Consider the following 15304-nt stretch of genomic DNA (forward strand, 5'->3'; position numbering starts at 1 on the left):
TGTAAAATAATAAAAAAAGAGGAAGCGATAAATATATGTTGCGTTTTTTATCGCTTCCTGTAATAACTAGGCTGTCGTGGTCATATACCTACGGGCTGTTGCGCCAGATGTATGCAGCTACGTGGTAGCCTAAACGAAAAAATGGGATATGATGGTCTACGCGAGCAAATGACTTATTATCAGCACTACGTATCCACCGATACTGCCTATCAGTATAATGGCCAGGCTCGTGATTTTTTTACTTACAAAACTTAGTACCAGGCAAATCAGTAATATAATGGCACTTTTGATATCCCGTAAGTTTTCTCCCAGCAGGTGTACAGCTACCACTGCGATCACCGCTATGGAAGCGGCGCTCAGGCCATCCAGGAAGTAGCGTAGCCGTTGACTCCCTCTTGCCCATGTAACTACTTTATGCAGAAAAAAGGAGATGAAGAAAGAAGGCAGGAAGATGGCTACCGTTGCCAAAACGCCACCAGTAAGGCCATTGATCAAGTAGCCCGCAAATGTTGCACTGGAGAGTATAGGCCCCGGCGTTATTTGTCCAACGGCAATGGCATCAATGAGTTGCTGTCGTGTGAGCCAGTGCTGATGCCTTACCAGCGATTCGTCCATATATCCGAAAAGCACATAGCCACTACCGTATAAGATGGCGCCTATCTTTAAGAAGATCAGAAATAATTTAGTGTTTGAATAGGTGGTACCCACCACTGCCGCTGTGGGGGCGGCTGCCAGGCCTATGGCAAAACTCATTACCGGCTTGCGTATGGAAATGAGCAGATTCAAAAATCCAGCCACCAAAATTAAATTCACTTCATTGATGCCGTACATGGATCCTGCGAAAACCAGCAGACATAAAGTAATGAGCCTCCAGTTGGTTTTGATGGTGCCTTTAGACAACCGTATCACGGCGCCAATGACCAGCGCTGTAGTGGCAGGCCTGATGCCGAAGATAAAGTCCTGTACATTAGGGATGGCGCTGTATTTCTGGTAGAAATATCCAAATAGTAAACATATCACCATGGCCGGAAAAATATAGCAAACACCTGCTACTATCAGTCCTAACCTGCCGCCGCGCTCCTTTCCGCAATGCATGATTATCTCAACTGCATTAGGCCCGGGAATGATATATGAAGTACTAAGGATATCCGTAAAATGCTGATGTTCTATCCACTTTCGTCTGACGACCATTTCATTTTCAATAGTAGCCACCATCCCAGCTATCCCACCGAATCCAATAACACCCAACTTAAAACATGACCAGGCCACTTGTTTTATACGTAAAGCCTTGCTGTCACTCGCATTCAAATCCTGCATGGTAAGAACTGACTTTAGTTAACATCTCTTAAAATAGTTAATTTCTCATCTTTTAGAAATTAAAAAAGAGTGTATTCAGTCCTCTTAAGCAACCACAGGAATGGCCAGACGTTGATATTTGCTGAATGACATCATCATTTTGCAGATGATTTCAGTAAACAGCCTGTTGATAGATAGCGACGATTTTCATATATTCATTCCCGTATGCCATCTCCCATACCAACAAATATCTAAAAACATGGCAAGAATAAATGCTGTAGCCGCTTTATTATTCACAACAACCATTGTTATTTATAGCTGTAAAAGCAATTATTTGCTGAGCGAGCGAGAAGCAGCGCAGCTGCATATCTCCCCTACCGCGTTACAGTATTTTAATGAGGCGTTTATACAGGTAAGCAGGGAAAGTTATAGAAAAAAAGAGATCGATTTCAAACAGTTATATCAGGCATCTATCAGCAAAATGGATAGTGCTGTTACCTGGAAAGATGCCTACCCTGCCATTAAGGAATTGATAGCAGGCCTGCAAGACCGGCATAGCTACTTTCAGCCACCAGCCACCAATGGCAAATCCGTGCTAAGTACCGTTAGTGAACAATCTGCCAGCATTCCTTTTAATGCCAGCATAGCCGATAGCTGCGGCATCATTGAACTAAAGTCCTACAATGCCATTGACCTCTCCGATCGGCATCGTGTGGCCGATAGCTTGTATGCAGCGCTTAAGCAGATGGACAACACAAATGTAAAAGGTGTCATCATTGATTTCAGAAAGATGGAAGGTGGCACCCCTGTGCCCTTCCTGACAGGCTTTGCGCCGCTGATCAACCAGGATATACTGCTGAAATACGTCGACAATAAAAACCATGCATCCTATATTACGCGGTATAAAAATGGAATCTATACAAAAAACGGTCGCAAGACCGCCCGGTTGGGGTACCTCTCTGATTACGCACCACTGCTGCTTTCCAGAAAACCAATTGCTATCATCACCGGAAAATATACTGCCAGCGCCGGAGAAATGATACTGATCGCGTTCCTGGGTTTACCGAATGTAAAAACCTTTGGCGTACCTACCTATGGCGTTGCTACCGGCAAAAGCAACATTTTCCTGGCCGATAGCGCTTTCATTTCTTTGGCATCCAGCGTTACCTGTGATCGTAACGGCAAAGCATATACGGGATCACTATCACCAGCGGAATATATAGATCCTGCTGCAGTGAGCGAGGAACAACTGAGACAGGCAATACGCAAATGGATGCAATAACGATTATTCACCTACTCTTCCAAAAATTGATTTTTTACAGTTTTTCCATTGCACTCTATCAACTTTTAAAAATAAGTATAGCCCTAACTTTGTGCAGCAATAAAGCACTGTACTATTAACCTGCCTGGAAATAAGACAGCCAGGCTTTTTCAAGCACATGGGGAGCATTACGCCAAGTCCAACCTGGAATAAAAACGATACATCCTTCGATTGGTTATATCCGGAGCATATTCAAAAGCTGTCCAAGCGACACTGGACACCTATGCCTGTTGTCCAAAGATCCGCCAGGTTCCTGGCTTGTAGGCCAGGCGTCAAAGTGCTGGACATAGGCAGCGGCGTTGGGAAATTTGCTTTGCTGGGTGCTTTCTATAACCCAGAAGCTAATTTCTATGGTATAGAACAACGACAAGAGCTACACGATCATGCAATGTCTGCGAAAGCATATACAGGCATTTCCAATGTAGATTTTATTCATGGCAATCTAACCCAGTTAGACCTCCAGGATTTTGACAACTTCTATTTCTATAATTCCTTTTTTGAAAACCTGGTCAGCGATGGACACATAGACCAAAGCATAGAATATTCCAGCAGTCTATATCATTATTACTGTAGATATCTATTCAGAGAGTTGGATAAGAAACCACGCGGCACCAGGCTGGTTACCTATCATAGCATGGAAGACGAGCTGCCGCCCAGCTACCAACTGGTAGACGCTACGGTAGATCTATTACTGAAAATGTGGATTAAACGGTAGCAAACGTGTTACGTCATACAGGTAAAAAACGAACTTACAGGCATAATCTACGTTTAGCCGTGCTACTTTGCTTTACCGCCGGTATTGTCAATGCAGCAGGGCTTTTTGCCTTTGCAGTACTAACCACCAATGTAACCGGACATGCAGCTCTTCTGGCTCATAAGCTGGCACTAGGCGAGCTAAGAGCTGCCAGAATGGTTGCATTGTGGTTATTCCTGTTTCTGGCAGGTGCCTTTTTTACCGCATGGTGTATCGATAAAACCAAGACAGACAAACGATTCACCTATACCATTCCCATCATTGCTGAAATAGCGATTCTAATATTGGTAGGCATCTTCGGATATACCTTTGACAACACCATTATTAAAACCGAATATTTCGCTGGCAGCCTGCTATTTGCAATGGGTATGCAAAATGCACTGGTATCCAAAATTTCAGGCTCCGTAGTGAGAACCACCCATCTCACTGGCATGTTCACCGACCTGGGAATAGACCTCTATAGCCTGCTTACCGTGGCTGCGGAAAACAAGTATGAAACCAAACGGAAAGTCGTTCTGCGCCTCACCATTATCTTGTTTTTCCTTGCTGGCGGCATCACAGGCGGATATGCGTTCCTTCGGCTGCGATATCATACATTTTATATCCCGGCAGCCATATTGGTAATCGCCATCGGCTACGATGTATTCCGGTTAAAGTTTAGAAAAATGATAAGAAAAATACTAGGAACCAGCCATCGCAGTTAATAAAAAAGGAAGCACTGATGTGCTTCCTAACTGCATTATCATCAAATGGTCAAGACCATTGATAGGTCATCCTTACTATTATACGATTTATTGGTGGTGCTTCAAACGCAATTTATTACTTCAACATCTTCCTTAATCATTTACAGACAAATGCTTATATCATTAATACAGCCTTGTATTCCAGACAGGAAATAGTTGATTATTTCGTTTTGCAAAGGTACCTTTGAACAGGTACAAATGCATTGATACTTTTCAGTTGAAAAACTGAAAAATATCAATTTTTTATAACCAGGAAAGCATAAAGAATTACATACGTATGAGTCTGAAGGGTCTTTTCCCCATTGATAAATGGAGCTTCAAATCCCAATCCATCCTCAAGAATCTTCCGGAAGAAGATATGCAACTGCTTTGTAAAGACATGACCGAGCAGCACTACGGAAAAGGGGAAGTCATATTTCGGGAAAACAATGCGGCCTATGGGATCTTCTTTATCCTGAAAGGAAAAGTAAAAAAATATAAAGCCGATAAAACCGGCAAAGAACAGATCATCTATGTGGCCAATTCCGGTGAACTGATTGGATACCACGCCGTAGTACTGGACGAACGCTATCCCGACTCCGCCGCCACGCTGGAAGACAGCACCATCGCCTTTATTCCAAAAGAAGCTTTCCTAAGTGCCGTGGCACAATCACCCATGCTCGCACAACGACTATTGAAAAATCTCTGCCACGAATTTGTGGTCTTCTCCAATACCATTTCTCTCCTGGCACAGCATTCCGTGAAAGAACGCCTCGCCGTGACACTCATTCTTTTACGGGAAAAATTCAAAGATGAACATAACCCGTCCGCAGAAATCTGCATCAACATCTCCCGTGCCGACCTCGCCAATATGGTAGGTACTGGCTCTGAAAATATTGTTCGCTTCCTTACAGAATTCAAGACCGCAGGTATTATCACCACTAATGGCAGGAAGATTTATGTAAAAGATGTGAAGAAATTGATTGCATTGTCTGGTTGTGGTAATATGTAATATTGCCATCAACTAGCTTCGACAAAGAGGGTGTCTCAAAAACATTTTCAAATCTAAATCGTCGATAAATTGGTAATCTATCAGCAATCAGACAATCATTATTATTCTCTTGTCTGTATTGGATTTGTAGCTGATACCGAAGTATCAGCTGGGTGGATTCCGCGCTGCGCACGCCTGAAAAAACATTTTTGAGACACCTTCTTTTAAGCTGATCGCAAATGTGCAAATGATATCTTCTGATCACTTCTTTGTTCCTTACTCCATGCACTGGCACATCCGCTGGCTATCTGCCATGTGTCACTTCTACCAATACAGGGAAATGATCTGAAGGTAAACGGGCAACGCCAGTATCGCCATCCTGGCTGCGATAGGTATCATCGAGGATGCCATAACGCTGCACAATAAAGTCTTTTGTCAGGAATACATGATCGATGCGCTTGTCTGAAGTAACATCTGGTTTAAAGTTATTGAAAGTGGCCGTCAGCGCATAACGTAGCTTAGTAGTCGTATATGCATCAAACAATACATTGCTGTTTGCCAGCAACAAATAAGATTCGCTGTTCTGATCTACGTTGAAGTCGCCGGTCAGTATTACCGGGCGTCCCGCAGTCATTTCCCTGATCTTCTTCAATATTAGCTTCGCGCTTTCTGCACGCGCCTGCACACCTACATGGTCCATATGCAGATTAAACATGTAGAACGTAAAGCCTGTCTTGATTTCTTTGAATAACCCCCAGGTGCAGATGCGCGGCAACACCGCATCCCAGCCCTTGTTAGGCTTGTCTTCCACTTCCGACAACCAGAAGTTCCCTTGTTTCTCTACTTTAAATAGCTGGGTGTTATAGAAGATAGCAGAATGCTCGCCAGCTTCTTTTCCATCATCACGGCCAACGCCGATGTAGGCAAAGCCGGGCAGGCTATCTTTCAGGTTTTGCAGCTGGTGTTTCAGTCCTTCCTGGGTACCAAAGATATCGTAGCCATGAAAGCGGAGCAGGTTGGCAATTACCGGGTAGCGGCGTTGCCAGCCGTTGCCATGCAGGGAATCGCTTTTGTTGTCGTAACGCAGGTTGTAAGATCCTACAGTAAAACGCTGCGCCATGGCCATCTGTACGATGACCAGGCAAAGCGTTGTTATCAGAACATTTTTTTTCATCATTTTCGTTTAGTCATGAACGTTTATTGACCCCATCCTTGATTCTGTGATAGGTTTGGATTCAGCTGAATAGCGGTAAGCGGCAGTGGATATACGTACATGTAAGACTGGAATATACGATTGGTAGCATCTTGCCAGTGTAATTCACCATAGGTGCCGTTTGCCAGCTGCTGCGGGTTAGTGACGCCACCTAAAGTTGGGCCTACATTGATATAAGTAACACCTGGAATTGGATTTGCTGGTGGTGTAGTCTGATAGAAGCATACATCCAGAACGCCGTCTGCGTTGAGGTCCATAGGCACGTTCAAAGCAGGCACATAGAGGCCGTTCCATTTTTTCAGCAGCAGGTCACCATGTGCCCAACGCACGAGGTCCATCCAGCGGAAGCCTTCCAGGCAAAGCTCAATAGCGCGTTCACGACGGATTTCCATCAAAGGCGCATTGGTTACATCCGGATAGTAGCGCGATTTCATATAGGCGTCTACGGTAACAGGTAAATTATTAGCATTGGCGATGCCAGCACGGGTGCGTAAAGCGCCAATAGTTTGCACCCATACAGTACCGTCCATCTGTCCCAGCTCCGCTTTGGCTTCTGCATAGTTTAACAGGATTTCTGCATAGCGCATGAGGGAAATGCTGTTGGTATTGAGTGCGCCCGCATCGTAGTACATATCGTCTAAACACCATTTAATAGGCTGATAACCGGTATAGGTATACGAAAACACAGGCGGTGCTGCTTGTGTTTTGCCACTATTTACACGGCTATATCCTGCCAGGCGTATTGTTTGTCCGAGGCGCAGGTCGCGGTTCTGTGTTTCATGCGCAAAGGTCATGGTATCATGGCCTGGCACATCAGTAAATGCAGTACCATCCTGTTGCAGGTAGGTGTTGATGAAATCGCGGGTGAAGCTGAAACGGTTGCCGTAGGTAGCGCTGGTAAAGAACCAGTTGGCATCGTTCATCTTACCTAAAGTGCTGCTGGTAATATCTGCCAACATGATCTCTGAGGTTACCGGCGTTGCGCTGATGAATAAATTACGGTACGATTGGTTGCCCTGGTTCAGGGAATATTTACCATTATCCATCACTGCTTTTGCGGCGGCAGCAGCTTGTGTGAGCAAGTCGCCCGAGCCAGGCAACGAGTCGTTACGATATTTACGATAGGTGCCTTCAAAGAGGCATACACGCGATTTAAAGCCCAATATTACGTTTTGGGTGATGGTACTACGGGTAGCATCTTCCCCGTCGATTATATGGCTGGCAGCCCAGTCCAGATCCGCAATAACAGAGTCCATCACCAAAACGCGGGAATCACGCTTTGCATAGAGTAAGCTGTCGTTTACTGCCAGTGGTTTGCTTAGCCAGGGTACATCTCCATAACGCTTAATTTTCTCGAAATAAAAATAAGCGCGGAAGAAACGGGCCAGGGCGGTATAGTTATCCCTGGTGGCAACAGGTATTGCGGGGTTGTTATTGTTAACGATGAAGTAGTTCACGTTACGCAATGCTGTCCAACTCCAATTGGACTTGGCTTCTACCTGTGCGCTATACACGCCGGGGCGGATATAATCCGGTACAGTGTTGATAGCTCCCAGGTCGGAGAGGTTACAATCGGTACGGAAAGGCGTATTGATATCTGGTAATATATCGTAGAAAGAAGTAGTATAAAGTTTCAGCCCGGCCTCACTGCCAAACACCGCATCGCGGGTGGCACTAGCCTGCGGCGACTGGTCCAGGCTCTTTGTACATCCTGCCAGTGCTGCTGCCCCTATGATCACTGCAGCCCATTGCTTTTTGAAGGGTATATGCATTGTTCTGAAAGTTTAAAAAAAGAATTATAATGATACCTGTAAGCCAATAGTATAGCTCTTCAGAATCGGATAGTTGTTACCGTTACCATTGTTGGAATTTCCTGTCAGGATCACATCAGATTTTCCGATATTCTCTACGTCGATATTACGGGTCAGCTTATACAGTGGAGAAGCAGTCCAGAGGTTTTCGCCGGAAATATAAATGCGCATGCTGTTGAGGTGTGCCCTGGAAATCAGGCGTGCTGGCAGGTTGTAGCCGATCTGTAAATTTTTCAGACGTATATAGCGAACGTTCTGCAGGTATTTTGTTTGAGCGATAGACAACTCATTACCTCCTTGTGCCACATAGCCACGGTAACGCGGGAAATAGGCATTCGGGTTATCTTCTGTCCAGATCTTACCCAGCTGGTATTTCATGGCATAGTTATAAGGACGGTTGTATTGTCCCCAGAAGGCATCTGCTTCACCACCCGGGTACCAATCCTGCTTACCTACGCCCTGGAAGAATGCGCCAATAGAAAAGTTATTCCAGGAGGCATCCAGTTTAATCCCGAAGTTATAGCGTGGAGTGCTGTTACCAATCACGCGCTGGTCGCCGGGATTAGAGAGTGTATTGGTACCGTTGTTGATCTTTCCGTCGCCGTTAAGATCTTTGAATTTGAGATCACCGGCCATCCAGTGGCCACTGGTAGAAGATTTATACTGGGTCTGTGTACCGTTGGCATTGGCATAATCTGCATCTTTCTGCGTCATAAAACCATCATTTACCAATCCCCAGATATCTCCCAAACGCTGACCTACATAATAATCTGTGAGAATGCCGCTCGTATTATTATATCGGAGAATAGTAGCGCTATAGTCAGACACCCACACACCTGCGCTGTAAACGAATGGTTTGTTGGCTACCATAAATTTATCGCGCCAGTTGATGCTGGCTTCCCAGCCACGGGTGCGGAGATCAGCATAGTTTCCTTTTGGAGGGTCGGCGCCAAATACATCCGGCAGGGTCGGCCCTACGGTAAACATATTCATCGTTTTACGCTCGTAGATATCGCCGCTGAAGTTCAGACGATCGTTGAGGAAGCCCATATCGATCCCGAGATCAGCTGTGCGGGCGGTTTCCCAGGTAAGGCCATCAGGAAGTACCACCGGCTGCTGCGTTTTCTGCGGTAATACACCACCGATTACACGACCGTATTGCGTGATGTTGAATAACTCCTGGTACGTATAGGAGGCAACGTTACCATTACCCAAAGAGCCATAGGAGCCACGCACTTTCAGGTCAGACAATATCTTGGGAGATACATGCCAGAAAGATTCCTGAGATACACGCCAACCACCGGAGATCGACGGAAAAAATGCAAAACGTTGATTGGAGGGGAACTTGGAAGAACCATCATATCGTCCGTTAAACTCTAAGAGGTAACGATCTTTATAGCTATAGTTCAATCGGCCAAATCCACCGAGGATCGCCCATCTGTCCCAATACCCTGCGGTGCTGATATTTTGTCCCAGCGCCAGGTTCAGGTTTTCTGCACCTGGGTACGACAAACCATTTCTCAGTGCGGAAAATGCAGAATAAGTAGACTGCTCGAAGTTATAACCTGCGAGCACCTTGATGTAGTGGCCGCCAAAGCGGTTTTCATATTCACCATAGATGTTGGTAGCGATGTACTGCGTACGAGCGGTGAGGTTTTGCAGGTCGTTATATGCGGCACCAACATAAGAAATCACACCAGGCGCGGTGCTGTAAGGAACAGGCACACGTTTCTGGGTTTCTCCGTTGTTGAATATCTGGAAAGTAAAGTCGCCCTTTACACGGAAGTGGTCATTTTTGAATTTGGCAACAAAACCGGTCGTATTACGAATCTGCTGGTTGGTGGTATCAATACCATTTTTGCCATAGAAGAAATCACCAACAGTATACGCAGCTGTAAATGTCAGCGTACCATCCGGGTTGAACAGCATAGAAGAAGGATGGCCTTCGTCGGCGAGGTTGCGCCAGATGCCACCGCCTTCGCCCACGTTGAGTGGGTTATGGTAGCTACGGTACGCGAAATCAGTGCTGTTATTCAGTTCCAGCCATGGCAATACCTGTAAGCTTCCTTTAGCGCGGAAGTTATACGCTTTGAAGTTGTCAGAATTAAAACGGAACAAACCTTCTTGTCCATAGTAACGCCCGGTGATATAATAGCTGGCTTTCTCGCTGGCGCCGGAAATGGCTAAGTTCTGGTCAGTAGAGAAATTATGTTTTTTGTATAGCAGGTCATACCAGTTGGTATTTCCATAGTAAACATAGTTACCATTTGCACCTACTTCTACTTTTGGCTGCGAAGGATCATCATTGCGCTTTTTATATTCTGCCAGGTAGGCTGCAGAAAAAGGCTGCGTTTTGTTGATGTTCTGCGCGGTTTGTGAATAGTCGTTCCATGCAGACCATGCCTCGTTGAACATAGACGCATACTGATAGCCATTGTCTACGATATCAGGAACGGAGGTCGGACTTTTTAAAGAATAGTTGGAAGAATACGTCATGGTGGTTTTACCCTTAGCAGGATTTTTGGTCGTGATCAAGACCACCCCAAAAGCGGCGCGAGCGCCATAGATCGCAGCAGACGAAGCATCTTTCAATACGGTCACACTGGCGATATCATTAGGGTTAATGAGGGAAGGATCGCCTTGCACCCCATCTATCAATACCAGCGCGCTACCACCCTGTCCGATGGAGGTATTACCGCGTACGTTGTACGAAGGCGACTGTAAAGGTTTACCATCCCCCATTACGAGGTTCAGGTTAGGGATAGCGCCCTGCAGGCCCTGTGTAATGTTAGGGATAGAGCGACTACTTAGCACCTCGCCGGTCACCTGTGCAACAGCTCCTGTCAGGTTCGCCTTTTTCTGCGTACCATAACCCACTACTACCACATCGTTCAGGGAAGCTACTTTGGTCTTTAATCTAACTCCACTTGTTGCGCGGCTGGCCAATACAGTATCTGTATTGAAGCCTACGTAGGTGAAGATCAGTTGCGCATTCGGTGCAGCATTGATGCTAAATCCGCCTTTCGCGTCTGTGCTGGTACCAAGACTGGTACCTAGTACCTTCACCGAAACACCAGGCAGGCCCTGGCCGCTTTCATCGGTTACTCTACCTGTGGTCTGGTGCGACTGCGCATAGGATGCAGTTGCGCCGCTTACCAGGCAAAGCATACAAAACCATTTTCTCATGATGCTTTTGTTGTTTAAGAATATTATTTTATTTTAATCAGAAAGAATTTGCCGTGAAGTAAACAGAAGGCGATTAACAACAGGGATAATGAAAGATTAACAACCACCGGCATATGCTGTAGTAAAACCAGCCACAGAAAAGAATTTTCAACCATTAACCCTTTAAAAAAGGGTATATCTATTAATATAAACTTAACAAGAGAACCACGCTTAATGGGATATTTTTGCTAAAGATGTATTATCATTTTACTCGTATACTGGCCATATTAATACTAGCATTGACGAACCTTGCGGCTGCCCAGGAAGGATACGGACTGGAATTTCGGGCTAAAAATATCATCCCGGAACAACGTACTTCGCTGGTCATCCCGGCTGTGCCGTTATCTAACGACTACGACTACACGCTCTCCTTCGATCTCTCTTTTGCACCCTTATCTACCAGCTATTTCGGATACCTTTTCCGGTTTATAGATGATAAGGACCAGAACATTGATCTGATATATAACGTACATGCGAAAGCGTTACAAGTTGTAACAGGTAATGAATTCTCTGGCATCAGCTTTCCCATGGAACCAGGTACCATGGCCCATCAATGGAAAAACATACGCGTTAACATCGGGGTTAACAGCCGTTTATTATCCCTTTGGATAGATAATAAAATGGTGAGTGAGGTATCATTAAAACTAATCCTCGGAAAATCTGGTCAGTTTCTTTTTGGGGCTAACCGCGATGGCAGTTGCAGAAGTATAGATCTTCCTCCGATGCGGCTGCGCGACATTCAATGGTTTCGCGGAGAATCATTACAAATGCATTTTCCTTTAGCTCAGCGCAATGGATTACATGATACAGATCTGGTAAAAGGAAAAGTAGCTTATACAGAAAATCCTGTATGGCTGCAACCCCGCTATCATAACTGGCAGCTGGCAGGCACCTGGCAGGTAAAAGGAAATGTAAGTCTTGCCTTCAACAATCACCTGGATATCTTATATATCTCCGGGCAACAAGAATTAATGCAATGGAACGCAGTTCGAAAGGAAATGGTTTCACAAACACTCTCCCAACCTACCGGCGCCCCTCAGGGCAACCAAACTGTTTTCGATGAACAACATCAGCGGCTATATAATTATTTTCCGGACAGCCCTAAAGTGGCAATCTTTGATCCGCAGCAACAACGTTGGACACTTGCCTTAGACAGTAACCCGGTCACGCATTACTGGCATCCTGCCGTGTTCTATTCCAGCTATGATAGTGCAGTATATCAAATTGGTGGATATGGTGATTACCAGTATAAAAACCTGCTGCGCCGCTACCATCCTCATACGCAGCGCTGGGATACGCCTACCGTCGATGGAGAACGATTTACGCCACGCTACCTTTCTGCGGTAGGCTTGAATCCGCAGGGAGATACCGCGTATATACTTGGAGGTTATGGCAGTCTCAACGGAGAACAAATACTAAACCCACATCAACTATATGATCTAACGGTATTAGATATACGTCGTCATCGGTACACGAAAATATATACGCTGCCCAAGCCACAGCATCCCTATGCCTTTGGCGGCAACCTGGTCATTGATTCCCGGCAGCAGGTGGGATATACGCTGGTATTCCCCAACGATCGCCTGCAGTCGGCCTTCCGGCTCATGAAAGTAGACCTGCATCAAGCTTCCAGTGAATTGATTGGCGCAGCTATTGATTTTCCTTTTGCTGATGTGAAGTCGAAAGTTGCTTTGTATTATTGCGAAAAAACCGGGGAGTTATTAGCTGTCACCAGTTATGCTGCGGATAATAAAACCAGCGAGGTGAAGGTATATAGTCTGTTGCTGCCGGTTTCCATACCTACGCTAACACATATGCAACCCAGCTGGTGGCGGATATTCCTTTCCTGGAAAGCCCTTGTAGGCATGGCGGTGCTGCTGCTGGTAGTATGGGCAGAATGCAGACCTTTTCGTATAGGCAAAACAGTTACAGCCAATACCAGGAATGAACCCACCATACTAATACCGGAACCATATTTTGCCGAACCTGTTATCACACAAACCATTGCAATACTTCCAGTCAGTGAGCCAATAGAATTGGCCATGCCAGCTGAAATAAAGGCGTCGGTTACAGCGGAGGAAACGCCCATTTCCCTACCGCCAGTAATGGCCAGGATACAGCTCTTTGGAACTTTTAAAGTAATAGATCAACAAGGAACGGATATCAGCAGGCAGTTTAGTCCGTTGGTAAGAGAATTATTTTTGCTGATAATGTTGCCAAATATTACAGAAGGTGTAGGCATCACAACAGCGCGTATCACGGATACGCTGTGGCCTACGATGACACAGGCCGCCGCTAAAAATAACCGTTCGGTAAACATCGCGAAGCTGCGCAGCCTCCTGGATAAGCTGGGCGAACATTCATTAATAAAAGAAAAAGGCAGATGGGTATTATTGGTAGATGAAATGCAGATTGCGATTGATGTATCGCAATGGCGTCAGCTGCCTCCTTTCTGCCAGGCGCCGGAACAACACCTGGAATTATTGAGAGGCCCTCTGCTGGAAGGCCTCGACTATCAGTGGCTGGACAGCTATCGTGCAGCCATCTGTCAGCACGTGATCAGTAACATGGACGAATACCTGCATTATCATCATCATGAATTATCACCTAACCGTATCATTGCGATCTGTGATTGCATGCTACGCTTTGATCCTGTTTGTGAATCGGCGGTGATGTATAAATGCAAGGCATTGGCGCAACAGCAGCAGCATGCCTCTGCACACAAGCTGTTCCTGCGCTTCCAGGAAGACTATCAGGTAATTTACGGGGAAAGGTACGAACGACCATATGGGGAAATAATTGCGGCTAATTGTTAGCGTGTAATCGTGACAGTTAGTAACTCAATAGGCAACTTTATTTGCTGGCTTCTAAAGCTACAGCATTATTAAACCGGGAGGCCTCCTCTACCCTTTCAAACATACTGTCATGGCTGTCGTTGAAGGCACAGGCACGCACGTTTTTGAAACCTGCCTGCTCAAATGCTTTGCTGAGCGACAAGTGATCCCACATATACAGGTGCTCTTTATTGCCATAGGTAGCCTGTATGAGCTGGCGCATACCACGCACACGATAACGCTTTCCTAACAGGGTTTCATCCATAAATTTCACATTAGCTTCAGGGTCTTTTTGATTTAACTGTGCAATATAATTTTTAGCAGCACTTTCCAGATCAGGAACTACACAACGGAAATAGCCACCGGGTTTGAGTAACGTAAAAGTATTGTCCAGCGCTTTTTTGCAGTCCTGGTATGAAAGATGTTCCAATACATGGCTGCAATAAATACCATCACAGGAGTTGGCTGTCACGCCCGGTAATCCGGTGATGATATCTCCCAAGATAATATCCGGATGGAAAGCCACATGCATCCGTTGTTTTAACAACTTTCCGATTAATGGTATTTTTTGCAATCTCAAGGTAGGTGATACATCATAATTTTTCCAGCCTGCGGGCGCAGAAAAAGGTCCGCAACCATATTGTACATAAAGCTTCTGCTGTGTCATATTTATTCATCATTTTTTAGTAAGAAATAATTACAATAAGCTCCCTTAAAAGGCAATGCTGCGGCCTATTTGCAACAACATCACTCCAATAAACTTCCATTCAAAAACCGATGTGTGATTTTTTCCGTGATACTCATGACGGAATATTTTGCAAGGAATTCATAAGCAACCTTTTTACATCTGTTCATTTGCCGGAGACAGCATATCAATCAAACGAAAACAGTGTAGCCATGATCGTAACTAGCGGATAATAACAAGGGCATGGATGAAATTCCAGAAAGCTTGGATGATTAACAGTCTAACCCGCCCTATTGTTTGCAAGTAATTCAAAACGGATAAATCCTATTTTAAATGATTGTTTTTATATTTTTTATAAAAAATATATTTTTCTTATATTAAAAGAAGATTAATAATATTATTACTAATAAAAAAAAGTTGCACCATATACTTTCACCGTAGAATCACGTTGG

At 45.1% G+C, this 15304-nt stretch carries 10 protein-coding genes; 5 read left to right on the forward strand and 5 right to left on the reverse strand.

The window, feature by feature from the left end; all coding sequences use genetic code 11:
- Positions 1 to 156 precede the first annotated feature (156 nt).
- Complete coding sequence (gene chrA, locus ACE38W_RS14155) at positions 157 to 1317, reverse strand: chromate efflux transporter (RefSeq protein ID WP_375831824.1); 1161 nt, start codon at positions 1315 to 1317, stop codon at positions 157 to 159.
- 238 nt (positions 1318 to 1555) lie between these two features.
- Here chrA and ACE38W_RS14160 point away from each other — a divergent pair, with 238 nt between their 5' ends.
- The 4 genes from ACE38W_RS14160 to ACE38W_RS14175 all read left to right on the forward strand — a co-directional run bounded on the left by ACE38W_RS14160 (position 1556) and on the right by ACE38W_RS14175 (position 5105).
- Positions 1556 to 2578: a S41 family peptidase gene (locus ACE38W_RS14160; RefSeq protein WP_375831826.1), complete on the forward strand. Its 1023-nt coding sequence runs from the start codon at positions 1556 to 1558 to the stop codon at positions 2576 to 2578.
- A 157-nt stretch (positions 2579 to 2735) separates the two neighbouring features.
- Positions 2736 to 3332, forward strand: coding sequence for a class I SAM-dependent methyltransferase (locus ACE38W_RS14165; protein ID WP_375831828.1), 597 nt, complete (start codon positions 2736 to 2738; stop codon positions 3330 to 3332).
- Between the two features lie 5 nt (positions 3333 to 3337).
- A complete protein-coding gene (locus tag ACE38W_RS14170; protein ID WP_375831830.1) occupies positions 3338 to 4075 on the forward strand; it encodes a YoaK family protein in 738 nt (245 codons plus the stop codon).
- 316 nt (positions 4076 to 4391) lie between these two features.
- The gene (locus ACE38W_RS14175) at positions 4392 to 5105 is read left to right on the forward strand and encodes a Crp/Fnr family transcriptional regulator (protein ID WP_375831832.1); all 714 of its coding nucleotides are present in this window, start codon (positions 4392 to 4394) and stop codon (positions 5103 to 5105) included.
- A 283-nt stretch (positions 5106 to 5388) separates the two neighbouring features.
- Here ACE38W_RS14175 and ACE38W_RS14180 read toward each other — a convergent pair whose 3' ends face one another.
- From ACE38W_RS14180 to ACE38W_RS14190, 3 genes are read right to left on the reverse strand one after another with little or no spacing between them, the layout of a single operon-like run.
- Entirely contained in the window at positions 5389 to 6258 is an 870-nt protein-coding gene (locus ACE38W_RS14180) for an endonuclease/exonuclease/phosphatase family protein (protein WP_375831834.1), read from the reverse strand.
- A gap of 23 nt (positions 6259 to 6281) precedes the next feature.
- Positions 6282 to 8069, reverse strand: a complete 1788-nt coding sequence (locus tag ACE38W_RS14185) for a RagB/SusD family nutrient uptake outer membrane protein (protein ID WP_375831835.1) — start codon at positions 8067 to 8069, stop codon at positions 6282 to 6284.
- Positions 8070 to 8093: 24 nt separating this feature from the next.
- Complete coding sequence (locus tag ACE38W_RS14190) at positions 8094 to 11294, reverse strand: SusC/RagA family TonB-linked outer membrane protein (RefSeq protein WP_375831836.1); 3201 nt, start codon at positions 11292 to 11294, stop codon at positions 8094 to 8096.
- Between the two features lie 233 nt (positions 11295 to 11527).
- Here ACE38W_RS14190 and ACE38W_RS14195 point away from each other — a divergent pair, with 233 nt between their 5' ends.
- Entirely contained in the window at positions 11528 to 14149 is a 2622-nt protein-coding gene (locus ACE38W_RS14195) for a hypothetical protein (RefSeq protein ID WP_375831838.1), read from the forward strand.
- A gap of 37 nt (positions 14150 to 14186) precedes the next feature.
- On the opposite strand, the gene ACE38W_RS14200 is transcribed toward ACE38W_RS14195, so the two are convergent.
- On the reverse strand, positions 14187 to 14834 hold the full coding sequence (locus ACE38W_RS14200; protein ID WP_375831840.1) for a methyltransferase domain-containing protein: 648 nt from the start codon (positions 14832 to 14834) through the stop codon (positions 14187 to 14189).
- Between the last annotated feature and the right edge of the window lie 470 nt (positions 14835 to 15304).

Source organism: Chitinophaga sp. Hz27, assembly GCF_042263525.1.
Classification (GTDB): Bacteria; Bacteroidota; Bacteroidia; order Chitinophagales; family Chitinophagaceae; genus Chitinophaga.